Origin of the sequence: Paenibacillus artemisiicola (assembly GCF_017652985.1) — a bacterium.
Taxonomy (GTDB): Bacteria; Bacillota; Bacilli; order Paenibacillales; family Paenibacillaceae; genus Paenibacillus_Z; species Paenibacillus_Z artemisiicola.
In genome coordinates, this window is record NZ_JAGGDJ010000007.1 from 124,481 (window position 1) to 147,832 (window position 23,352).

A 23,352-nucleotide genomic window follows, 5' to 3' on the forward strand; every position below is an offset into this window, starting at 1 on the left:
GCCCTTCGCTCCGGGAATCTAACGACGGAAGGCGTGGTGTATTCCTTATCCGACGGCACCGCGATGTATTGGAAGGACGGCTCGGTTCAACGCAGCTGGGAACGGGGGAGCCCCTACGACGTAAAAGGAAACTTCGCGGTATTTGGCAACACCGCGGTGAACGTAAAGACGGGAAAGTCCCGTTCCTTGCTGAACGCGAATTTTAATAATCGGAACTTCTTCGATCTGTCGGCTGACGGAACGGTCGTATATGAGTTTAATACCGGTATTCGCCGCCACCTCGCCGACGATACGGCCACGACGTATTATCCGACCGCGCCCGAATATCCGAACAACTACAATGGGCCTTTGACGGACGGCAAAAACATCCTCTACGCCGCGTATACCATGTCCGAAGGCTATCCGAAATGGTCGCTCCAAGTTCGCGGCGCGGATGGCCAGGTTACCCCGATCACCTTGAACCCGGTCTTGAACGAGGACTATTATAAGACGGACCCGAGAACCTCGTACCAGATCAATAACGGATGGATTGCCTACAAGGAATACAACAAAGCATCGGAGCGCTGGACCTTGAAAGTCCGGTCGCCGGAAGGCGTGACCCAACTGGCGTATACCGCCCCGAAATGGTGGCAGTTGACCGGCGTCCCGCTCACCATTAAGGAGTTGGGGCCGGACGGGACCGTGGCGTACGCGTTTAAAGACACCACATACCTGTATTCCGCCCAAGCGGGCAAGCTGTTGTATACGTTCAAGGGTCCGGGAGAGCTGCACTACCGGGAACATGTCTTCGGCGGTCAGGGAGAGAATCCGTACCGGTATGGCGCCTGGTACCGGCTTGACGGAGGATCGTTGTACGCGATTCGCTTCTAAAGCGGAGGCAAGCCACTGAAAGAAGGACAAAGAACAAGCCTCAAGATCCCGTGTACGCCGGGATCTTGAGGCTTTTTGAATTCCCGCAAAAACAAGTAGCCCGAACACAATTACACTCGGGTCGAGCTCCGATCCGCCCGATGCCCCGTCCCAAGCGGACAGCTCACAAATACTTCTTCAAATTTTCCAAAATAACCCTATAGGCGTTGGGCCATAAATGGATGCCCTCCACGGTGAATTCAGGCTTCAAATTTCCTTCTCCGTCCGTTAAGCCTTCGTTCGCGTTAATAAAGGTAAAGCCATGCTGCTTGGCCGCCTGTTCGATCGCGGCATTCGCCTCCAGCAGGTTGGCGTTCGTTCGGGTGGCAAACATCGCTGCTTTCTCGGATTCCTCCATTCCGAAGTCCGCTCCCGCATTAACCGGATAGTAAGCCATCACGAAGACTTCGCACAGCGGCAGCCGCGCTTGCAACTGATCCATAATGGACGCGTAATTCATAAGCAGCGCCTCCTTGCTGTACCCCTCGGCCCCGATATCATTCGAGCCGATATTGATGAAGAGCTTGCTCGGTGCCAAATCAAAGATACAGGCGTCCATCGATTGCAGCAGGTCCGCGGTCGTCGTGCCGCCAATGCCCCGATTATAGATGACGCGGTCAAGTCCGAGATTCCACGACAGCTGCATTTCATGAATCGGAAATCCTTCCATCAGCGAAGAGCCTACGAATAAGATCTGCCCTTGTTTGGCGTGCCTGTTCAGCATGCGGTATTCCTTCAGCTTGGATGGGTTCATAGCGATCACTCCTATTATGGATGATTCGGTTTCTTTGTTAAATCCTACCACCCCCAATTAGACGGCTTGCCTGCCAAAAGGTTGCGTCCGCATGCCTTCTCCTTCTTCCCCGCCATAGCAGCTCAAGCAAAAAAAGGCTGCAACAGGTCGCTTGCGCTTCCCTGTCACAGCCCTCGGCCCGTATGCCGGCCGCCGCGGTTAACGATGTCGTTTAGTTCAGAAAACCTACGTGAAGCAAGAGATTGTAAATCAGTGCGGCGGTCTCCGCGCGAGTCGCGGATGCCTGCGGGTTCAAATTGCCCGCGGCGTCGCCGTTCATGATCTTCAATTGCGCCAGCGAAGCCACCGCGGATTTGGCGTACCCGGCAATCGCGTCGCGGTCATGGAACGCGTCCAAAGCCGCCTCGCCAGGCGTCGTCCCATCGTGGAGATACGCCAGCACCCGGCCGAGAATGACGGCTTCTTCTTGGCGGGAGATCTCCCGGTTCGGCTTGAAGCTGCCGTCCGCATAACCGTCGATGAACCCGCGGAAAGCCATGGCTTCAAGCACGCCCGCGTACCAAGCATCCGCGCTCACATCCGTGAACGCCGCGCGGCCCGAGCCGGTATGGAGACCCAAGCCCCTGGCGATCATTTGGGCGAATTCCGCCCGCGTCACCGCGCCGTTCGGCTTGAACGAGCCGTCGGCATACCCGGTAAGAATCAGCTTGTTGGCCAGCACCGCGATCTTGCCCTTGGCCCACGAGCCGCCGATGTCGGAGAGCGCGCTCGTATGCCCGATGACGGTGTAAGCCGAATTATGATCCGCCTTGATGACGGCAACGGACGTACCGCCCACGACCGCAAACGTCGTCGGAACCGGCGTCACCGAGCCGTCCGCCTGCAGCACCACGCCAACGGCCTTGGACGGATCCACGGACGCGGTCAGTTCAAAGGAACGGTTGATGTAGGTCCCTTGGAAATCATTGAGCGCATAGGTACGATCGGGCGTCACGACGGCAAGCGAGAAGCTGGCGACGGGAGCGGCCGGCGTGCCGCCGACGCCCGCTGCCTGCCGGCTTGCCGAATCCGCAGGCGCCAGCTGTATCGCGACCTGAAGCTCGGCATGCTTCGCGTCCGTCTCCGACAGTCCTAACGCCTGCATCACGGCGGCTTCGTTCGCCAGTGCCGCCGGCAGTTCATACGTTACGCCTTGGCTTTGGAACACGACCCTCGCGTCCTCGTGCTTGGCAAGCAGCGCCGTCAGCAAGCCCGGCGTCAGCGTTATGACGGCCTTGCCTTTCGACTCGGCCAGCAGGACGACGACGGTTTGCACATCGCCCTGATCAATGCGGCTCAGCAGCTCCGTTTGGTTCACGCTCACAACGGTGTCGCCGGCGCCGTTCGTCTTGGTCTGCACGGCGGCCACAACGGCGTTCGCGGCCTGCGCGCCAAGCAGAGCTTCGGTCGCATGCGTCAGATCCGCGGATGGCGTTGACGCGGGCGGCGTTGTGCCTACAACCGGATAAGGCGTACCCTTCACGGTCAGCGTGAGCGTGGTTTCGCTCTCTTCGTCGCCCTTAGCGACCGTTACGGTTAACGTGACGGTCTCATCGCTGCCGAGAGGTCGATGCACGACGCCCGTATTGGAGACGACGGCCGGATTGCCGGAAGACCAGGCCACATCCGAACCGTGCGCGCCCGCCGTACCCAGTGCCACGTCGCTCGTGACGCTGCCGTCCGAATCTCCGTCCGCGTATTCGACCGGGAGATGGGCTTTGTCGTAGGCGACGGCTTCGGCGTCCGTCTCGGGCTTCGTGAGCACCTGCAGATCGAACGCTTTGGTATCTACGGCGTCCCCCCTGGTCAGCGTAGCCGTCAGGACAACATCGGCCGGGCCGTCCGCGAAGTTCGGCTGATGCACCGTACCGTCGGCCTCCACAACCGCCGCGTTTGCGGACGTCCAGCTGATCGCGACGCCGTTCACGGAAGCCGGCAGCTGCAGATCCTGGGTGACGGCGGATTCGGAATCGCCGCTCGCGTAGGTCGGGTTGATGGCCGGCTTCTCCCAGTTGATCCATTCCGCGTCATACCCGATCACGGACAGCACGAACGTCGCCGTATCGGATGCGCCGTTTTTGGCGATGACGGCGGTCAACGTGACGTTCTTCGTTGCCGATTGCCTCGTCACTAGGCCGGTATCGGTCACGACGTCCGCATTGTCGGTACTCCACGCGATGGCGGTACCGGTAATCACGTCCTCGAGCGGCAGCGTTACGCTGCTCAAGACGTAGGCTTGCGTCTCGTCCGCGCCGTAAAACGGCGTCAACCCGGCTTTCGTGTTCGCGACGCTCTCTTCGTCGGTCAACACATTGCGCGGCGCGGTTCCGATGACCGTGATCGCGAAGTCATTCGTGACCGGTACCGCATCGCCTTTGGAAATCGTTGCCGTCAGCGTGACGACCGTGTCGTTCGTCTGCCGGACTACGTGCCCCGTGTCGGAAATCACGTCCGGCGTATCCGAGAACCAGGAGATATCCGTCCCGTTGATGATATCCGTCGTCGGCAGCGTCATGTCGGACAGCACCCAGCCGATGCTCTCGTCCGTATTGAAGAACGGCGTCAGCGCCGCCTGCGTATCCGCTACGCTCTCGGCATCGGTCGCCGTGCCGCGATAGTCGGTGCGCCCGAAGAATTCTCCGGCGTTCGGCCCCGAGACGGTGATCAAGCTGGATTTGCCGACGACGCCGGAGAGAAGGCTGAAGCTGTCGGACGTCGTATAGACGGCCACGATATCGGTTCCCGCGAGCTGTTCGTTCAGCAACCCGACCAGGTCTTGCATATCCGCGAAACTGCGATCCAATGTAATCGCAGCGGAGTGCCCGGCTTCGTCCCCGACCGTAAACGTCTTGGCGTTGCCGCCAGAGAAATCAAAATTCGACACCCAGCTTGCCGCCTCGGCCGCGGTCCCGCTTCCTGCGCCGGCAGAAGCCAGCCCGCCGAAACCGGTCAATAGCATCGTAAAGACGATAAGGACGGTCAAACCTCTCATAGCTCTGTTGCGTTGTTCGTTCATTTTGCTGCCCCTCTGCGGAAGATGTAGGAAGATAGACTTAGATTAACCACTAGGTAGTATAGCATATTCTGCTAGATTCGGACTGCCGCCAACCCCATATCGAGCAAAAAACAGAGCCGCTTGCATGCAAAAAGGCCTTAATGCCCGCTTCCACGCGGCCATTAAGGTCCTTGCGGCGATGCTATTGGACGAGCTTGAAATAAGCTTCTTGATACCGCCGCATCCGTTTGACGTCCGCTTCGGTTGGATGCCGAATCCGAGCCCATGCGTTGACATGGCAGCCTCCTCGATTCGCTCGTTCGACTTTGACTTGCTTCGATCGCCCTATGCCAAGGCGGTCATGAGGCTCAGTTCAATTACCGCGCCGGATTCGCTAAGCAAATGGGCATGCCGGCTGCGTCTCGGATCATTCCGATAATCCTCGAACGACTGGGGCGATGGGAACCAGAGGATATGCACCTCGGTAAGACGATCGGGGCTCTGGAGTCTTTTTTCTAATTTCGCGCCGTGGTCGCGAAGCAGGGGGAGCACCAGACTCTCGTATTCATTGAATTTCGCCGCGCCTGCTTCGGGAATCTTCGCCGTCATGACGTAGAACCGATTCTTGCATTCTTCCACCTGCAGCACCTCCAAGACTTCGTTAACGGATGTTGGGTTAACCGGCACGCTATCATAATCCCCGAATCGCATCCCGTCAAGCAATTATGCGCGAAAGTACGACCTGTCGGGCGTCCCCCCCCTGCTTTCAAACGAAGCATGAATTCCCGCGCAATGCGCCCGATATCGCTTTTTTCAAATCGCTCCGTTTCGCGTACGATTGTCATGAGGTTGACGCTACAGCGCGAAGGAGAGATTACATGAACCGCGTGGACAAAATCCGGTTTGCGCTTATTCACGGCGAAGCCCCGGAAGCCCCTTGTTACGGATACATGGAGCTGGACCGGGACGGCGCGATGATCGCGCTCTATAACGAACATGGCGAGGAGCTGGACATGCACGGGGGACATGAATTCGTCCGGGTTCGCACGCTCGGCAAGTTCGACAACGACGACCGCGATCACTTTTATGACTTGTTGGAACGCGATGGCGTGGGGTAGCGCTGCGCGGCAGACCATCTTTTGACTGAAACGATCTAAGCCCAACCCGCTTCACTGTCTTAGGAAATAAGCGAACGGCATACGCTAAGGAGTGAACTTTTCACGGCCTTTCGCGGGTACTTAACGCTTTCTTCGAGGAGGAAGACGACATGGCAAAGCGAAAATCATCGGAGCCCCGCGGACGCAAAGGCACCTCCGCCGCGCTCCCGGCAGCTGACGCAGCGAAGCATGCTGCGCTTCGTTCCGCACCCGAAACCTCAAATAGGAAAGGGTCCTCCGGATCGTTCAGCAACAGCGCGATCGCGATGATGCCGCCCGGACAGCCCGTGCCCCCGTCGAAGCAGGAAGAAATTCTCGGCATCAAAATTGCCCGGGCAATGAGATCCGGCCCGCATTCCATCACTAAAGACGCGACCGTAGCCGAATTTGGACCGGGCGGCAGCCTGATCATCCTCCGTCACGGCACCAACGAATGGACTTGCTTCCCCGGCGACGAGAATCAGATCGGCAATCCCCCGATGTGCGCCGACCGCATGGGCCTGCAATGGACGATGGACATCATGGCCAGGAAACCGCGGCCCACGAATACGGCCCCGGGCCTCATCTATATGCTCTGCGGCGCCACGCAGCACAGCAACACCGATCCGTTCGATCGCACGAGCCCGGCCATCCCGATCGGCCCGCATTGGATGATCATTTGGCCGTTCGGCGCCAAGCGGAGCGGATTGCCCGCGACGGTCCGCGATGCCGGCGCCTGGGTGATGTTCGACGGCACGCCGTACGCCTATCTGCACATCTGCGGCACGCCGTGGACGGGCAACGTGTACGACGTGAACAACCCCGGCGGCCAGGTGCCAATCTGGACCATGGCGTACGGCCCGAGGCGGGAGCCTTGACGCGGGCAAGGGGCCGGGCCCCTGCTCCATCACTCCCCTTCAATTATTAGGCGGTGGCCGGCATCCGCTTCAAACGACGCTCCCCCTTAAAGGCTCGCCTTCCCAATCCGCAACCGCCGCGCCCCTTTCCCCATGACAAAAAAAGCCGCATGCTCTGCGGCTTCGCCTTACTCGGCTTATTGGCCATTCATCCATCTAGGAACGAGGTTATGTACGCATCGACATCCGATCGGCCATGCCGCAGGCATCCAGCTCCCGCATCGAGAGCGAAGCGCCGATGTCCCGGAAGTTCGCGATCGCGTCCTCATACCCGCGCTCGACATGCTCGACGCCCGTAATATACGTGCTTCCCTCCGCCGCCAACCCGGCCAGCACCAGGCTGATGCCGGCACGCACGTCGGACGCATGCACCCAGCCGCCCTGCAGAGGAACTCCGCCGCGAATGAAGGCACTCTCGCGTCGTAACTCGATCTGCGCGCCGAGCCGCCTTAACTGGGGCACATGGGCGAAGCGCTTCGGGAAGACGCGGTCGGTAATGATGCTCTTGCCCCTGGCCTGCAGCAGAAGCGCGGTCATGGGCTGCTGCAAATCGGTCGCGAAGTTCGGGTACATGCCCGTCCGAACCCGCGTGGCCCTCAGCGAACCCGTCCCGAGTGCCGTGACGTGCTGCTCGCCGCGTTCGATGTGCATGCCGATCTCCTCGAGCTTGGACAAGCAGGCGTCCAGATGCTCGGGGATCACGTCCTGGACGGTCACTTGTCCCCCGTGAATGCCCGCGGCCATTAAGAACGCCCCCGCGATCAGGCGGTCGGGAATGACGGCATGCGTGCCGCCCTGCAGATAAGGGACGCCTTCGATGCGAATCTGCGGCGTGCCTGCCCCGTAGATCCGCGCGCCCAGCCGGTTCAGCAGGACGGCCGTATCGACGACCTCCGGATCTACCGCGGCGTTGCGAAGCACCGTCCGCCCGTTTGCCCGGACCGCCGCAAGCATCGCGTTAATGGTGGCACCGGAAGTAATGGTGTCGAAATAAATGTCCGCCCCCTTCAATTCGGCGGCCTCGACGACGAAATGATCGTCGAAGAGCTTGACCTCGGCGCCAAGCGCTTGGAAGGCTTTGAAATGCTGGTCGATCGGCCTGGAGACGAAATCGTCCCCGCCCGGAAAGCCGATCGTGACGCTGCCGAATTTGGAGAGCAGCGCGCCGGCGAAGTAATAAGAGGCCCGGAAACCGGCCGCTTTGCTCGGGTCGATGACGGCGCTGTGAATCCAGCGGGGATCCAGGACGACTTGTCCGCCGTTCTGTTCCATGGACAGGCCGATATCCTGGCTGATCGCCGTAATCATGCGAATATCCTCAATCCGGGGAATGCCGTTCAGCGTGACGATGTCGTCCGCCAGACAAGCGGCGGCAAGCAGCGCGAGCGAGCTGTTTTTCGAGCCGGGGATGCGCACGGTGCCGTTCAACGGACCCGAGTAGTCGACTTGGATGTATTTCATGACGTAATTCCCACTCTCGTTTTCGATTCAGTCTCGAGGATATACCCGCTTCCGCGGACTGCGTTAATGAGCAAGGTGTCTTTTCCGTATTTTTTGCGCACGCGATAGACCAACGCATTTAATTCGTCGAGCGTGACATCGGGGACGCCTTCCTCTCCCGGCGGGCGTTCCGGCCACACGCTGGCTTTGATTTCGTTCAGCGGCACCAGCTGATTCGGGTGCTCATGGAGGGCCCGAAGGAACAAATATTCTTTCTCCGACATCGGAATCCGCTTGCCTTCCACGATGCATTCCCGCTTGTCCCAGTGAATGATCAGCCTCGCCTCCGTCTCGTCCGGCTGCGAGGCGATGCTTGGCGCTTCGATATCCAAGGTTTGCTCGGCGAACGAATACGAGAAGTGAAGGACGACCAGCCCTTTGGACAGCTGAATGCGGTCGAAGTTGTGCAGCAGATACGGCTTGTGCGGCGTAATCCGCACGCCGTTCAGCTCCGTTCCGTGACGGCTGCCGAGGTCGTAGAGCAGCGCCTTGTCCCGCTCCCTGCGGATGATCACGTGTTGACGGGAAATATACGCGTTCGTAAAGGCAAGGTCCGGCGCCGACTGATGCGCGATTCTGCCGATGAGCGTCGAATCGGCCGTCAGGTTCACGCACGTGCCGCGGTGGTAAGGCTCGCCGCTGATGATGTACAGGTAAGCGTAATTGTCCACATTCGTCACCTCCGTTCGGGTTTGCGAGCTGCAGGGTGCGACTCCATCCTTATGGTACCGGAAACGGCGCGCAATTAAAACCTCTCGGCGCTGACGGCACGCTTACGGTTCGGTAATAACCCGTCATCACCCGCGCAAGCAAAAAAAGGGAACCGGCGATGGGCCGGTTCCCTGTTGACGGTATGCCTTTCCTTACTGCTGCTGGGCGAGGAAAGCCGCATCCCGCAGCAGGCATGCCGCCGCTTCCTCGGAAATATGCTTCCCGCGCTGCGCGCCGACTTCGTTCACGAAGCTGTCTAAGCTTCCATGCTCCAGCTTCTTAAGCAGGCTGTTCGCGATGCCGCCGTTGTCGATCGCCCCGTTCGCTCTGAATCGCTCGACCAGAGCATGCAGGGAATCGAGGCTTGCCGTCGTCCGGAACCGAACCGTCAAGGTACCGGCATTCCCCGCGCGGTCGCTAGCCTCCACGGCCAGGACGTGAGTGCCGAGCGTCAATCCGCTCAGGTCCACCGCCGCCCCCGGCTGAAGCCGTACGCCGTCGAGCGTGACGATCGCGTTGTCCGCATCCGCGCCGGAACCCGTATCGGTTACGGCAATCTGCGGCATGATGATTTGGTCATCCGTGAACGCGTCGCCGTCATGCACCGAAGCGGTTATCGCCGGCGCCGTCGCGTCCAGACGAATGAGGCTTTCTCGTGCCGTCTCGACGTTGCCCGCGGCATCCGTCGAGCGGTACAGGATGCGGGCCGCCGCGTCTTCGCCGAGCGTGATCGGTCCGGAATACGTCAGCCAGCTCGCTCCGCCGTCGACGCTGTATGCCGTCGAGGCGACGCCGGACAGCTCGTCCGATGCCGTCAGCCGCAGCTCGACCGGATGGACGTACCAGCCGTTCTGTCCGTCCGGCTCGGAAGGCAGCGCGGTCAGCGTCGTGACGGGGGCCGTCTTATCCAGACCCGCTACCGCTTGATCGATCGCCTGCTGAATCGCGGCGCTGCTGAAATACCCGCCTGCCGGCTTGCCGCTCGCAATTGCCTGGGCTACGAAGAGCTTCCCGTCGCCGCTCAGCAGATTCCACTTCGACAGGTCCAGATGGAGGCCCGGCGCCGCGGGCGAACCGAGCAGATGGAGCACGTTCTCGGCAGTCGCCGCCTGGTTGAGGCTTAGGAACGCGGGATTGACCGCATACCCGTCGATCTCGAATTCGTAGATCCGGGCCGCGTTGTCCGTCGTGCTGGCCGGCTTCGTCACCCACAGCCGGACATACCGGGCTTCCGACAGGTCGATCGTATGCTCGGTCCGCCCCTTCGTATTCCCGCGGATGTCGACGACGTCCCGCCAGGTCGCTTTGTCGTCGCTGAGCTGGATCTTGTAATCGTACGTATTCATGCTGACCGCTTCGCCGCCAAGCTCGGCATGCGAGAGCGCGAAATCCGTGATCGCGTAATTGGCGCCCAAGTCGTTCACGACCCAGTGCGGCCCGCTGCCGGCATTGGCGCACCATTTCGTTTTCAGATTCCCGTCAAACGCGTACTTCGCGGCTTCGGCCGACGCGCAGGTCGAGCTGGCGGTCGCCGTCTTGTTCAGCGCGAGATTGGACTGGCCGCCCGAGACCGCCCACGTCACGTGGACTTGCTCCGTGTGCGCGTCTTCGCCCGAGCTGTTCGCGGCGGTCAGCGTAATCGTGTACGTGCCCTCCTGATCGTAGGTGACGACCGGGTGTCCCGAGCTGTTATCGACCCGGCCGCCCGGCACGTCCCAGCTGACCGCTTCGGTCGTATCCGACGATTCGTCGATCAAGTCGATCGGCTGTCCCGGAGCGGCATACCGCTGGCTGACGGAGAAATCCGCCGCCGGCTTCGGATAGGCCGGCCAGTTCAGCGTGACGACTGCCGGCTCGCCGTGCCTGAAATCGCTGTCGACGCCGACGATTTGCAGCGTCGTTTGCGCTTCTTTGCCGATCCGCTTGATTTGGGACACGTAATACGCGTCGTTCGGCGTGGCGCCGAGGAACTCGCGCGTCCCGTCCGGCTTCAGCCGGTATACCTCGTACAGCGCGGCAGCCGGGGCCGGCTTGGTCCAGGTCAGCCGGGCGTCCGCGGTAACGCCTCCGGTAAATTCGTTCTCCATCGCGGGCGCGCTCGGCTGAAGAGCCGGCGCCGGCTGCCCGGCTTCGTCGGTTACGGACAGCCGTCCGATGTTGACGGCGTAGCCGTTGATCGCCGTGTCGCTCGCGAAGCTCAGTCCGATGGCGGCGATCCGTTTGCCGGCATAAGCGCCGAGCGGGATCGACTTCGAGGTCCACGCGCCGCCGGGAGCATCACCCGCATCGAGGTAGACGAACGCGTTCGGATCGTCCGCGAATGCGAGGCCGACCTTCATATGCGAAGCGGCAAGGCTCGGATCCGCCAGTTTGAACGTCAGGCCCAGCTTCGTGTCGGCCCCTACCGGCAGATCGGTCTTGTACAGCTTGATCTGCGTGGCGTTCGCCGGGCCGAGGTCGCCCGAGACCTTCAAGGAGCTTCCGCCGTAATAGGCGGTCGCGAAATCGATGTCCGGCTTCAGCGCCGTGCCCGCGCTGTCCGCGATCCAGCGCCACGTCGGCATGACGTCCTGCAGGCTGCGGTTGTTCCAGTCGGCGCTGCGCAGCACCTCGCCGTTCACGGCGAATTGATGCCCCTGCCCCGCATTGAAATTCGTCACGAACGGCAGGCTCGTCACCGGCGTCTTGTCCGCGATGTAATTCGCGATGCCCGGCCAGGACGTTCCCGGCGCCGTGCGCCGCGGATCGCCGTTCGGTCCGACCCAGAACCGGTTCTCTCTCGCATAGAAGTCCGCCTGCCCGGTCGACGATTTGTACGCCCAATCGGGACGGTACAGGCCTAACGACGTTACCGCCTGGCCGCCGGACGGGAAGATGGAGCTCCAGCGAGGCGCGGAATTATAGCCGTTCGCCTCTACGTCGATGCCGGCGTACAAGTCGTACGGATTTCGGCCCAGGCTCGCCGCCGTCGCGTTGGAAGCGCTCAGGGTGCTCCCGCTCCACCTGAAGTCGAGGAACATGCTGTCGGACACGGTTCCGTTATCCTGGAAGAACATTTTGTTCGAGGCGTTGAGCGCGCCCTGCCACGACACCGAGCCGCTGCTGACCATCGCGTCGTACCACATGATCTTCATGCTTGCGGGCTTCTTCGCTTGCAGATACTTCAGCATTTGCTGCATCTTCGCCGCGGTCGCCGAATTCCCGCCGGCCGTCTCCTGATTGATGAACCAGCCGTCGAACCCGTAATAATCCGCAACCTCGATCAGCTTGTCCGCGAAGGGGAACGAGCCGTCCGGATTTTGCGCCAGCGAGTCGTTCACCCAATCGATCGTCCCGCCGTATGCGGTCGGCGGATAGAAGATCGTGCCGAGGATCGGAACGCCGTTCTTATGCGCGGCATCGGTCGCGTCGGCGCTTGGCGGCACGATAATGCCCTCGCCCGAGGAGCCGGCCCAGTCGACGAGCACGTCGGGATACTGCCAATATTGAAACGCGTACGTATCGAACCGGTCCGAGCCTTGCGACGGCGTTCCGCTCGTATGCTCGGCCATCGACGAAAGCGCTACCAGTTTGGGGTTCAACGTCACGTTGGGATTCACTTGAAAGCCCGTATTCCGGCTTGCGAGGGGGATGCCCGACTTGTTGAACGCGGCATCCTTGTCCGTCCCGGGGGACCAGTTCAGCAGGTCCTTCGGAAACCAGTACGAGGAATACGGCTGCTCCGCGTGCGCGGACGCTTGCCAAATCATGCAGGAGGCCGCCATGACGGCCGCCAAGGCGAACAATCTTCGTAGGAGATACAATCTCATCCGTCCTTTCTCATCGTTACGACTAATAGAGCGCTTTCATTGCATCGTATCCTGCCGCTTTCCTGCGCTGCGTTATCCCGCCCGCCGACGATTGCCGCGCAGCCCTCCTCTCCGCGTACTGCTAATCTTTAACAATTACGGGCGTGCAGGTCATATTTTACTTCAAGCCCGCATGGTTGAATAGTCAACAAACGATAGATCTTACAAACAACTTCGGCGGGATTCGCGCTTGCCCGCGAACAAAAAAAGAGGCCCGCAGCAACGGGCTGCGGGCCTAAAGAATATATTTCAAAAGGGGGGTCGAGTTCAAGTATAGCCCAGCAGCCTTAAGAAGAGATAAAGATTGGATTGCATTTTCTTTACAAATGTCTTACGAATTCAATTCAGCCGGCATTCGGCCGAACGCGCCTCATCCGCGCCGGCGCCTCATGAGCATCGCCGGCAGGAGGACCGCGATCAGCACGCCCGCGCCGACCGAAGCGATCACGGCTGCGCCCGATCGGTGCGACAAGGGTTCCTTCATCGGGACGGGTTCATAGCCGGCTCCCAAGGCTTGAAGGTCAGGCTGCGCAGCGGCTAGCGTCTTGTTGCCGTTGCAAAGCCCCGTTTCGAGCCGGTTCGGTTTGCCGTGCGCAAAGACGAGATAGTCTTCGTTCACTTGAAAGTCGTCATAGCCGCAGCTGGCCGAACTGAGCGCGGTATAGACCGTCGCTTGGGCGCTTAACGTCCCCTTCCATACCGTCTTCACCTCGAATTGAACGCGGACGGGATCCGCCGAGGATTGAAAAATCCCCTTAGCGGGAGCGGTCAACCGCACGACTTTGCCCGTGAATACCGCGGTGTCTCGATTCAGCTGCGCTTCCAAGCTCGGGGCGCTTGCGCAGGAGCAGGCATGAACCGTTGCGGGCCTTACCGCCGTCCATGTTCCGAACGCGAGCAGAGCGGTCAGGAAGACCCCTACTGTTCTCTTCATCGCTATCCTCCCTTTGCGTGGCGAAAAATTCCAGTTCTATGATCTAGACGGAATTTATCCGAAAGTGTTGCAGCGGGGGGACGGTGTCCGAAGTGGTTTAAACATGGTCCTGTTCGATTTTAGACCGGAACAGCTCTTCCATGTCTTCCTGCTCTTCTTCCGTTCTTCTTCCAAGCGGCTCACGCCACAAAAAAAGACGCCTCTCGGCATCTTGGGCATCGCTGTTTTTGGGTGGAATGAAATAGAGAAGCCCTATCCGGCTTCCTTACGATAATAGTATAACTTTCCAATTATTATAAGTCTATACTTCCGATGAAATTTTGTATACCTTAATAAGGCCGGCCGGCAATCCTTAATCGGAGGTGGATTTCATTTACCCGGATATTAGCCAACATCCCGCGTATGTAAAGCCGCAGTCGAGGGCTTGGTGCGACCAGCTTGCGGCGCAAACCGGAAAGTACGCGTATACCTGGACCTACGCCGTCGACGGAACCGCGGCGGAAGAGGTCTTTACGGAAGAGCTGTCCAAGGTTATCCGCGGCCATGTCCTTGATGTCGGATGCGGCCACGGGGAATTCACGAACCGCTGGGCCGAACAAGCCGAAGAGGTCATCGGCTATGACATGACGGAGGGATTTCTCGCGACCGCGGTCCGTCACCGGCAACCGAATGTCCGTTACGTGCGCGGCTATACGCACGAGGACGGCCTGCCGTTCGCGGACAACTATTTCGACGTCGCGTACACGAAGAAAGGGCCGGGGAGCATGTATGTCGAAGCGAACCGCGTGCTGAAGCCGGGAGCGGACGTCTTGGCCATTCATCCCGGAGACGGCGACGGCGAAGGAGGAGAGCTGGGCCTTTATTTTCCGGGCCTATTCCCCCCTCCGGCGAAAGGCGCGCCGATCTTGCAAGCGATCCAAGCGTATTTGCAAACAAGCGGTCTGCGGATGCTAGAGATCCGGTTCTTGCGGGAAACGGTCCATATTCCAACGGCGGAAGACATTCTGACCTTGGCCGGCTTCGGGCAAAACGAACGTGTTGCCGGTTATCTCCGGGAAACCTGCTTCGAGGAAATACAACGGCAGTTCGGCCGGCATGCCACCGGCAAGGGCGTGAAATCCACCAACTTCTACTACCTCATCCGGGCGAAAGCCACGTAAGGAACCGTACCGCCGTCCAACTTCGCGAAGCACATGACAGCACCCGCCATGCTTCTCCCATACGTGAAGGGCAGCCCATCGCTTCCGATCGGCTGCCCTCCTCCTTCGTGTCCGTTCATTCCACCCAGTTCGGAATATGATGCGCGAAATATTGGCCGACCTTGGTCAGTTCCTTCATGACGATCGCAATCCGCGTGTCGTCCAGGAACCAATTCTCTTTGGTAATGCCGGTCTTATCGGTGATGGGGCTTACATCGAACATCGTCTCTTTAAAGTCGACCTGATACGTGAGCAACGCTCTTCTTGCGTGATAAGACTTGCATACTAGAATGGCCTTTTTCGGAATGACGCCCTTTTGCTGCAGCACCTGTTTGGAAAATCTTGCGTTCTCGAACGTGTTGGCCGCCCGGTCTTCCCGAAGAATTGCATGATCGGGCACGCCGAGCGCGAGGCCGATCTCGCGAAGGAAGGCCCATTCCGTCGTTTCCACGTTCCGGGAAGGGCCGCCGGAAGGCAGAATAGTTGGCGCGAATCCCTGATGATAGAGCTCCGCCGCTCGTTCCATCAGCCGAGGCTGACCCGCTCCGGGAATCAGAATCACATCCGCCGGTTCGAGCTTCGTTTCGAAAAACATAAATTCCGTGATACAGTCGAACGGATAGGACATGCCTGGCTCTCCTTTCCAAACCAACGATCAGCTGCGCGCTCTGCTTGAAGGCAACGACACGCATTTGCTCGTTCTTCTGCTCGATTATGACTTGTCGGTGTCGGGTCTATTAAACAAGTAAGCGCCGATAAACAGAGGGATGAACAGGAGCAAATAAACGATAGGCGGGACTTGATCCCATAACCCTCCATAGGATCCGTCGATTTCGTCTGTATTCTGCGACAATTGCGCCAGCGTAACTATAAGGGCCGCGGTCAAAAAGGTAAACGCAAACACGATCAATCCGGCTATCTTATTCATAAAAAACCCTCCCTCCACGGTATCCATTTTATGAATTGGACGTCCGATTGGTTTGGTTAGTTGCTCCTCTCTGGCCTCCGCATCAACAAAAGCAGCCGATCGCGACCGGCTGCCCTTGCGTTACCTCTATTGCAATGAAGTCTTCCTAACCGCGAACAACGCGAGCTGCGGCTCGATTGGCAGCTGCCTTAAAACGGCGGCGCATAAACGAAGCTTTTGCTGGCCTCATCCAGCGCCTTTAATACATCCTCGGTCAGCTCAAGCTCGACCGCCTTCAGGTTCTCGTCGATCTGGGACTCGCGGGTCGCGCCGGCAATGACGGTGCTTACCGCGGGCTGATGCATCAGCCAAGCCAGCGAGAGGGCCGTGGCGGACGTTCCGATCTCCGCGGCGATGCGCGCCACCTGCTCGCCGAGCTCCACGCGGGCGGCGTTCAGGCGCCGGGCGAAGTTCGGATTCTTGTCCAGCAGCGAACCGCTCGGGACGGCTCCTCCCGAATATTTGCCCGTCAGAATGCCGCCTGCCAGCGGAAAATAAGGGATGAGTCCGATCCCCTGATCGACGCAGAACGGGATCAGCTCCCGCTCCGCGCCGCGGTCGGCCAGCGAGTAGCCGGGCTGCACCGACGCATACCGGATCAGATGCCGGCTATCGCTGATCGCGAGCGATTTCATCATCTGCCAGGCGCTGTAATTCGAGGCGCCGACGTACCGTACTTTGCCGGATCGCACGAGATCGTCGAGCGCCCGGAGCGTCTCGTCCAGCGGCGTCTTCGGATCGAAGACGTGGATCTGGTACAGGTCGATGTAATCCGTCCGCAAGCGGCGCAAGCTCGCTTCGACTTCCTTGAAGATATGCTGGCGCGAAGCGCCTCCGGCGTTCGGGCCCTCACCGTTCTTGATGCCCGCCTTCGTCGCGAGGAGCACGTCCTGACGCCGTCCCTCGAACGCTTCGCCGATGATCTCCTCCGACTTCGTGCCGGTATAGATATTGGCGGTGTCGATGAACGTGATGCCGTTGTCGACCGCGTGATGCAGCACGCGAATCGAGGTCTCCTTGTCCGCGCGTCCGCCGAAGGCATTCGTCCCCAGCCCCAGCACCGATACTTCCAATCCGCTGGCTCCCAACTTCCGATATTGCATAGTCATTCCTCCCGAACTTGTTTTTAGATTCGCCTCAAGCGGACAGCCCAATGAATTTGAACGGCTGCGAATCGTGCATGGCTGCGAGCCGTACATTGCTGGCGAACCGTGTGCTTTACGTTAGACAGCGCGATTGACAACGGACGGTTTCTTCGCGTTCCTGTCCTTGGACCCTCGCTCCCGGTACAGCACGATTCCGATAATCAGCAGCGACAGCGTGACAAGCGCGCTCGGGATGTAGAAGATGTCCGGCGTGATCCCCTGAATGAACAGCGGCAGGAAATACCCGATGAGCGAAGCCGTCTGCGTAATGAACACGTATAAGCTCGCCCCGAAGCCCGTTCGGCTGAGGAACATCCGCTGCACGTAGCCCATCGCCACGCCGGCCAAAATCGAGACGAAGAACGAATACAACGGCTGTACCGCGAAGAAGACCGGAAGCGAGCCGCTGCTCGTATAGGTCAAATACGCGGCAAGCGCGAAACAACCGCCCAAAAAGATAATCTTCTTGCTTCCGTACCTTGCCGCCCAATAGCCGCCCAGCGTCATGAAGAACAGCTCGAATACCGCCTGGGTGCTCCAGATGTAGGACATCACCTCCGGCTTGCCGAAGAGCTTCAGGACGACAAGCTGCAAGTACAAGCCGCGGATGGCATCGGCGCACGAGAGCAGGAGCAGCGCGATCAGCATGACGAGGGAGAACGGTTCGCCCCTCACGGCCGTCTTCGTTCCCGGCTCGCCCGCCGTTTCCTTATACGCGAGCAGCAGCACCGCCAAGCAGACATAACCGGCCACATTCCCCCACAGGACGCCCCGGAAGGTGGCGATCAGGAAAATATTCGCGCCAAGCAGCAGCCCCGCGAAAAAACCGACGCTGAAGGAAGCCCGCAGCCACAGCTGCGCCATCTCCACCAGCTCGCCGGCCTTGCGGGCAAAATGGCTTCTCGCCATGCCGAACAGCTGCCCCATGATCAAGCCGGACGGCGCGACGGCGATCGTCATGCCGATGAGCGCGCTCCGGAAATCGGAAGCGTTCATGTAGACGGCCAGCCCGATTATGCAGAGAAACGCCGCGGCCAACGGGAGCTTCTTCTTGCGCCGCAGCCGGTCGCTGAACCAGCCGACGGTAATCGTAATGGCGATGTTGCAGAACAGGGACACGGCGAATACGGCCACGATCTGTTCCTTCGACAGCCCGACGCTTTCGTCGAGATAGACCGCGTTCATCGGCGCCAGCATGCCGGTTCCGATCCCGTAGAGCAGGAACATCGCGAGCAGGATTCTCGCTCCGGAGATCGACATAAACGCGCGAACGTCTTGAAAGATTTGCATACGCCGTCCATCATACCTCTCGTCATTCTATTTCGCTTTCCCGGCAGCCGCGCTCCCGTCAAGCGGACTTGCCTCTTCTCCTCTATTATAGGCCGGCCGATTAACGCGTGAAAGCAGTGAAAACTTTATCAGCAGCTTACCTCGTGTATAGTTACTATCCGCGCTGTTGGCGGCTGATGCGCCGACGCCATGAATGATGACTGCGTATTGGGCGGCAGCCGCGAATCCCGTCCCTGATACGGCAAGAGACAGCCGACTGAACCGGCTGCCTCCGCGAAGCGATCTCCTATGCATGTGTCGGATCGAGAATAACCGGCCATCGCCGCTCCCGGCTATTAACGCCGTCTCCCAAGCCTATGCCGTCCTACCGTACCTCCAGCTCGCGCTCCCGCATGATTCGCAGCGCCCGCTCCGGATAATCCGTCGTGACCCGCATGCCCGGATATTCCGCCGCGATCCGCGCCAGCAGCGCCGGATCGTTCACCGTCCACACGCCCAGATCGATGCCGAGTCCGGCCATCTCGTCCGCGAGCTCGCGGGTCAGGAACGCATGGTGCATCGACAGGCTCGACGCGCCCGCGTGCCGCAGCTGCTCCGCCAGCAGCACCGGCTTGCCGAGGAAGATCAGCCCCGTGGCGATGGACGGATCCAGCTCGTGCGCCAGCTTCATGGAGTCGTGGTTGAAAGACGACAGCACGACCTCCCGCTGCATGCCATGCCGCTGCACGAGCGCGATGACCTTCTCCTCGATGCCCGCGTATTCCCGCGCCAGCATCTTCAGCTCGATATGCAGCTTGCAGCGGCCTTTCGCCAGCTCCAGCGCTTCTTCGAGCGTCGGGATCCGCTCCGCCGCGAACGCGGGCGCGAACGCGCTGCCCGCGTCCAGCCCGCGCAGCTCCTCGAGCGTATGCGCATCGACGCGCCCCGTGCCGTTCGTCGTCCGCTCCAGCGTATGGTCGTGAATGACGACGGGCACGCCGTCCTTCGATAAGTGCACGTCCAGCTCGATGATCGCGATGCCCGGCTCCTCCAGAGCCAGCTTGAACGCCGCCGGCGTGTTCTCCGGCGCGGCGCCCGAGCAACCGCGGTGCGCCACGATCGTCAGCGGCCATTCGCGCTTCGCGTCCTGCGTCATGTCGTTCATCTCTCATCCATCCTTTCGATTCTCCTATTTCATCTCTCTCTTCTTTCGCGTCTCTCTTCTTTCATGTCTCTCTTATTTCACGCCGTTATACACGAATGCCTTGATGATCTGCCGCTGCGAGACGAAGAACACGACGAGAATCGGGGCGACCAGGATCAGGTTGCCGGCCATGAGAATATTCCACGTCGCCACGCCTTCCACTTCCCGGATCTTGGCGATGCCGAGCGGCAGCGTGCGCGCCGTCTCGTTCGTCGTCATGACGAGCGGCCAGAAGTAATCGTTCCAATGGGCGATGAAGCTGAACAGGGCGAACGTGACGAGCACCGGCTTGACGAGCGGCACCATGAGCTTCAGGATGATTTTCCACTCCGCCGCCTGATCGAGCCGCGCCGCTTCGACGAGCTCGTCCGGGATCTGCATGAACGCCTGCCGCAGCAGGAAGATGCCGAACGCGCTCGACGCGAAGGGCAGGATCAGGCCCAGATGCGTATTCAGCAGCTTGAACGCGCTCAGCTCCAGGTACACGGGCAGGAAGATCAGCTGCGCCGGGATCATGAGCGTCACCATGACGATGCTGAACAGGAAGCCCGAGCCGACGAACCGGTACCGGGCGAACGCGTACGCGGCCGGGATGATCGTCAGCATCTGCAGCGCCAGAATGCCGACCGCGATGACGAGGCTGTTCGTGAAGTAGTGGAGGAACGGCCCCGTGTTCCACGCTTCCGCGTAATTGTTCCAGACCGGGTTCCGCGGAATCCATTCCGGCGGGAAGATCATGGTCTCCGGCAGCGTCTTGAGCGAGGTGGAGATCATCCAGATGAACGGCAGCGCGAAGATCAACACCAGCAGCAGCAGACAGGCGATATTGAGCACGCGCAGGACGGCGCCGAGCGTCTGGCGGACCGCCGCCTTCCGCGTCCGCGCGCGGGTCCGGCTGCCGGCGGCGGCGGCGATCGGGCGGCCGCCGATCGTAGGGTCTACGGCTTTCAACAGCTACACCTCTTCCTAACGGTAATGGACGCGTTTCGACAGCAGGTTGAAATACAGAATCGTCAGCACGCCGACGATCGCCAGCAGGATGACGCCCGCCGCGGAGGCATAGCCGATCTTGAAGAACCGGAAGCCGTACTGATAGATGTAATAGACGAGCGTGTTGGTCGAGTTGACCGGACCGCCCTGCGTCATGATCGCGATCGTCTCGAACACCTGGAACGAGCCGATCATGTTGATGACCGCGAGGAAGAAGATCGACGGCGAGAGCATCGGAAGCGTCAGCTTCCGGAACGTCGTCCACGGCTTCGAACGGTCGAGCGACGCGGCTTCGTAGATATCCGGCGGAATGCTCTGCAGGCCCGCGATGAAGACGAGCGCGTTGTAGCCGAGCCCCTTCCAGACGGCGACGATGACCAGCGAGACGAGCGACGTGCTCGGATGGGACAGCCATTCCAGCTTGCCGAACCCGAAGAGCCCGATCACCCAGTTAAGCAGGCCGTATTCGGGATCCATGAGCCAGCTCCACAGCAGCGAGATCGACACGAGCGAGATGATGTGCGGGCTGAAGATCGCTCCCTGCACGAAGCCGTGGAACATGCTCTTGCGGTTGAGCCAGAGCGCGAGCAGCAGGGCAAGCCCCGTCGTCAGCGTCACGGTCATCAGCGTATAGAGCGTCGTATTGGCGAGCACCTGCCGGAAATCCGGCTCCGCCAGCAGGTCCTTGAAGTTCTGCATTCCCACGAACGACTTGGTCGGGCTGACGAAGTTCCAGTCGAACAGGCTCAGGTACATCATGTAAAAGATCGGATAGATGAAGAACAAGGAGAAAATGATCACGGCCGGCGCGACCATGCCGTACGGACGCAGCTTTTCCCAGAGCGTCATGTCATCTGCCCCCCGCCGCCGCCAGCTGCCGGGCGCCCAGCTCGACGCCGCGCATCCGCTCGCCGTCCGGCCCGAAATAATAGAGCCGGTCGTACGGGATCGTCACCCGGACACGGGCGGCCGTCTCGAGCGGCGCGAGGAACGTCTTCACGAAGAAGATGCCGCAGGCCGAGCGGATCTGATAGATATTCTCCGCGCCCAGGCTCTCGCGGGTAAGAATCTCGCCTTCCAGCTCGTATCCTTCGGCGTCCGCGGCCGCGCCGAGCAGCGCCTGCTCGGGACGGAATCCGACGTACCCGACCGCCAAGGACGAATGAACCTCCAGCCCCGCCATGTCGCGGCGGTCGATCAGATTCATCGCCGGCGTGCCGATGAACTCCGCGGTGAAGCGGTTCGCCGGATCGTGGTAGAGCTTCATCGGCGTATCCGCCTGCTGGATGACGCCTTTGTTCATGACGACGATCTCGTCGCCCATCGACATCGCTTCCACCTGATCGTGCGTGACGTAGACGAACGTCGTGCCGAGCCGCCGGTGAAGCTGAATCAGCTCGGTCCGCATCTGGTTGCGCAGCTTGGCGTCGAGGTTGGACAGCGGCTCGTCGAGAATGAACACCTTCGGCTGCTTCACCATCGCCCGGGCGAGCGCCACCCGCTGCCGCTGGCCGCCGGAGAGGTTCTGCGGCTTCTTGTCCAGATGCGGCGTCAGGCCGACGATGTCCGAGATGTCCGTGATCAGCCGGTCGCGGTCGCGCTTCGCCACGCCGCGGTTCTTCAGCCCGAACTCGATGTTGCCGCGCACCGTCATGGTCGGATACAGCGCGTAGTTCTGGAACACCATCGCCACGTCCCGCAGCCCGGGCGGCGTATCGTTCACGCAGACGTCGTCGATCCAGATCTCGCCGCTCGTCACCCGCTCGAGCCCCGCCACCATGCGCAGCGTGGTCGATTTGCCGCAGCCCGACGGCCCGACAAGCACGGTGAACGACCCGTCCTTGATCGTCAGATTCAGATTCTCGATGACGGTCTCATCCTTGAACTTCTTGCCGATTTGCTTCAGCTCGATCTTCGCCATCCGATATGCTCCTCCTTGTGATGGATTGTTGCATCGCGCGCATCAGCTCCTCCAGCTCGTCCAGCCGGGCGAGCCTCAGATCCCAGGCTTCCGGATCGCGGCTCGGATACGGCGAGACGAGGCAGGTCCGCCCGCCCAGCCGCTTGACCGGATGCAGGTCGTTCCAGGCGTTGTCCCCGATCGTCAATATCTCGCGCGGCTCGTAGCCCTGCGCCAGCAGCGACATCATGTACGCGTGAAGCCCCGCGGGCTTGTCGGCGCCGAAGATCACGTCCCCGAACAGATGCCGGATGCCCATAAAGCCCAGAAACTCGACCCCGGACTCGACCGGCGTATTGGTCAAGAGGCTCTTCTTCTCGACCGCGTCCAGCGCCTCGATCGCCCGGAACAGGCCGGTGCTGCGCTCGAATTGATGGGGCGGCCGCAGCATCTCCTTCCGCACCCGCTCGAACGCCGCCCGCAGCTTCGCGTCCGGCAGCCCGTACCGCCGGCACAGCGCCGTGACGATGCTCCACGGATCGCCGATCGGAATAAGCTGCGGCGCAAGCGACGCGTAACCGCCGTAGGCGCGGGCGCCGACGTCGATCTCGCCGCCGTCCGCCCAGTTATAGCCCCGGACGAACCGCTCGCCCTCGAGCGCCAGGCAGACGTCGTCCCCGGCATGGTAGAAATGGCCGAAGCCGCCCGGGTGTTCGCCGGCCTGCATGGCGCCGCCGAGGCGCACCGCCGCCTCGGTCTCTCCTTCGTGCTCCGTCCCTTCCAGCAGGTAACGGATATACCGTTCCAGAAACGCATGATCCTGGTAGAGCGTACCGTCCATGTCGAATACGACGACTTTGACCGCGGCCAACCACTTCTCGTTGTGCATTCGGCGCTACCTCTCCGCTCTTTAGTCTTAGGATAGGCGGAGGGCC

At 60.6% G+C, this 23,352-nt stretch carries 21 protein-coding genes; 5 read left to right on the top strand and 16 right to left on the bottom strand.

Going from position 1 to position 23,352, the window contains the following annotated elements:
• Positions 1-36 precede the first annotated feature (36 nt).
• Positions 37-870: a hypothetical protein gene (locus I8J29_RS12945; RefSeq protein WP_208848012.1), complete on the top strand. Its 834-nt coding sequence runs from the start codon at positions 37-39 to the stop codon at positions 868-870.
• 163 nt (positions 871-1,033) lie between these two features.
• Here I8J29_RS12945 and I8J29_RS12950 read toward each other — a convergent pair whose 3' ends face one another.
• From I8J29_RS12950 to I8J29_RS12960, 3 genes are all read right to left on the bottom strand, one after another.
• Positions 1,034-1,714: a GDSL-type esterase/lipase family protein gene (locus tag I8J29_RS12950; protein WP_338113144.1), complete on the bottom strand. Its 681-nt coding sequence runs from the start codon at positions 1,712-1,714 to the stop codon at positions 1,034-1,036.
• Between the two features lie 160 nt (positions 1,715-1,874).
• Entirely contained in the window at positions 1,875-4,718 is a 2,844-nt protein-coding gene (locus I8J29_RS12955; protein WP_208848014.1) for an S-layer homology domain-containing protein, read from the bottom strand.
• 324 nt (positions 4,719-5,042) lie between these two features.
• Complete coding sequence (locus tag I8J29_RS12960; protein ID WP_208848015.1) at positions 5,043-5,336, bottom strand: hypothetical protein; 294 nt, start codon at positions 5,334-5,336, stop codon at positions 5,043-5,045.
• Between the two features lie 239 nt (positions 5,337-5,575).
• On the opposite strand from I8J29_RS12960, the gene I8J29_RS12965 reads away from it, so the two are divergent.
• On the top strand, positions 5,576-5,815 hold the full coding sequence (locus tag I8J29_RS12965; protein ID WP_208848016.1) for a hypothetical protein: 240 nt from the start codon (positions 5,576-5,578) through the stop codon (positions 5,813-5,815).
• A gap of 149 nt (positions 5,816-5,964) precedes the next feature.
• Entirely contained in the window at positions 5,965-6,711 is a 747-nt protein-coding gene (locus tag I8J29_RS12970) for a hypothetical protein (protein ID WP_208848017.1), read from the top strand.
• A gap of 207 nt (positions 6,712-6,918) precedes the next feature.
• Here I8J29_RS12970 and murA read toward each other — a convergent pair whose 3' ends face one another.
• The 4 genes from murA to I8J29_RS12990 all read right to left on the bottom strand — a co-directional run bounded on the left by murA (position 6,919) and on the right by I8J29_RS12990 (position 13,743).
• Positions 6,919-8,211: a UDP-N-acetylglucosamine 1-carboxyvinyltransferase gene (gene murA / locus I8J29_RS12975; protein WP_208848018.1), complete on the bottom strand. Its 1,293-nt coding sequence runs from the start codon at positions 8,209-8,211 to the stop codon at positions 6,919-6,921.
• Complete coding sequence (locus I8J29_RS12980) at positions 8,208-8,921, bottom strand: FHA domain-containing protein (protein WP_208848019.1); 714 nt, start codon at positions 8,919-8,921, stop codon at positions 8,208-8,210. Before I8J29_RS12980 ends, murA begins: the two co-directional genes overlap by 4 nt.
• Positions 8,922-9,113: 192 nt before the next feature.
• Positions 9,114-12,710 (bottom strand): endo-beta-N-acetylglucosaminidase, encoded by a 3,597-nt coding sequence (locus I8J29_RS12985; protein WP_240546143.1) that lies wholly within the window; start codon positions 12,708-12,710, stop codon positions 9,114-9,116.
• A gap of 469 nt (positions 12,711-13,179) precedes the next feature.
• Positions 13,180-13,743 (bottom strand): hypothetical protein, encoded by a 564-nt coding sequence (locus I8J29_RS12990; protein ID WP_208848020.1) that lies wholly within the window; start codon positions 13,741-13,743, stop codon positions 13,180-13,182.
• Between the two features lie 103 nt (positions 13,744-13,846).
• On the opposite strand from I8J29_RS12990, the gene I8J29_RS12995 reads away from it, so the two are divergent.
• Positions 13,847-14,017, top strand: coding sequence for a hypothetical protein (locus I8J29_RS12995; RefSeq protein WP_208848021.1), 171 nt, complete (start codon positions 13,847-13,849; stop codon positions 14,015-14,017).
• An 88-nt stretch (positions 14,018-14,105) separates the two neighbouring features.
• Positions 14,106-14,903 (top strand): class I SAM-dependent methyltransferase, encoded by a 798-nt coding sequence (locus I8J29_RS13000; RefSeq protein WP_208848022.1) that lies wholly within the window; start codon positions 14,106-14,108, stop codon positions 14,901-14,903.
• Between the two features lie 115 nt (positions 14,904-15,018).
• On the opposite strand, the gene I8J29_RS13005 is transcribed toward I8J29_RS13000, so the two are convergent.
• From I8J29_RS13005 to I8J29_RS13045, 9 genes are all read right to left on the bottom strand, one after another.
• Positions 15,019-15,570 carry a YdcF family protein gene (locus I8J29_RS13005; protein WP_208848023.1) on the bottom strand — a complete coding sequence of 184 codons (552 nt, stop codon included), beginning with the start codon at positions 15,568-15,570 and terminating at the stop codon, positions 15,019-15,021.
• Positions 15,571-15,654: 84 nt separating this feature from the next.
• The gene (locus I8J29_RS13010) at positions 15,655-15,870 is read right to left on the bottom strand and encodes a DUF948 domain-containing protein (protein ID WP_208848024.1); all 216 of its coding nucleotides are present in this window, start codon (positions 15,868-15,870) and stop codon (positions 15,655-15,657) included.
• 188 nt (positions 15,871-16,058) lie between these two features.
• Positions 16,059-17,012, bottom strand: a complete 954-nt coding sequence (locus tag I8J29_RS13015; RefSeq protein ID WP_208848025.1) for an aldo/keto reductase — start codon at positions 17,010-17,012, stop codon at positions 16,059-16,061.
• Between the two features lie 120 nt (positions 17,013-17,132).
• Positions 17,133-18,344, bottom strand: coding sequence for an MFS transporter (locus tag I8J29_RS13020; RefSeq protein WP_208848026.1), 1,212 nt, complete (start codon positions 18,342-18,344; stop codon positions 17,133-17,135).
• A 364-nt stretch (positions 18,345-18,708) separates the two neighbouring features.
• Positions 18,709-19,488 carry a glycerophosphodiester phosphodiesterase gene (locus I8J29_RS13025; protein ID WP_240546144.1) on the bottom strand — a complete coding sequence of 260 codons (780 nt, stop codon included), beginning with the start codon at positions 19,486-19,488 and terminating at the stop codon, positions 18,709-18,711.
• Between the two features lie 72 nt (positions 19,489-19,560).
• The gene (locus I8J29_RS13030) at positions 19,561-20,367 is read right to left on the bottom strand and encodes a carbohydrate ABC transporter permease (RefSeq protein ID WP_240546153.1); all 807 of its coding nucleotides are present in this window, start codon (positions 20,365-20,367) and stop codon (positions 19,561-19,563) included.
• A gap of 126 nt (positions 20,368-20,493) precedes the next feature.
• Positions 20,494-21,366 (bottom strand): carbohydrate ABC transporter permease, encoded by an 873-nt coding sequence (locus I8J29_RS13035; RefSeq protein WP_208848027.1) that lies wholly within the window; start codon positions 21,364-21,366, stop codon positions 20,494-20,496.
• 1 nt (position 21,367) lies between these two features.
• Positions 21,368-22,438 carry an ABC transporter ATP-binding protein gene (locus tag I8J29_RS13040; protein WP_208848028.1) on the bottom strand — a complete coding sequence of 357 codons (1,071 nt, stop codon included), beginning with the start codon at positions 22,436-22,438 and terminating at the stop codon, positions 21,368-21,370.
• Positions 22,392-23,306 carry an HAD family hydrolase gene (locus I8J29_RS13045; RefSeq protein ID WP_208848029.1) on the bottom strand — a complete coding sequence of 305 codons (915 nt, stop codon included), beginning with the start codon at positions 23,304-23,306 and terminating at the stop codon, positions 22,392-22,394. Before I8J29_RS13045 ends, I8J29_RS13040 begins: the two co-directional genes overlap by 47 nt.
• Positions 23,307-23,352 lie beyond the last annotated feature (46 nt).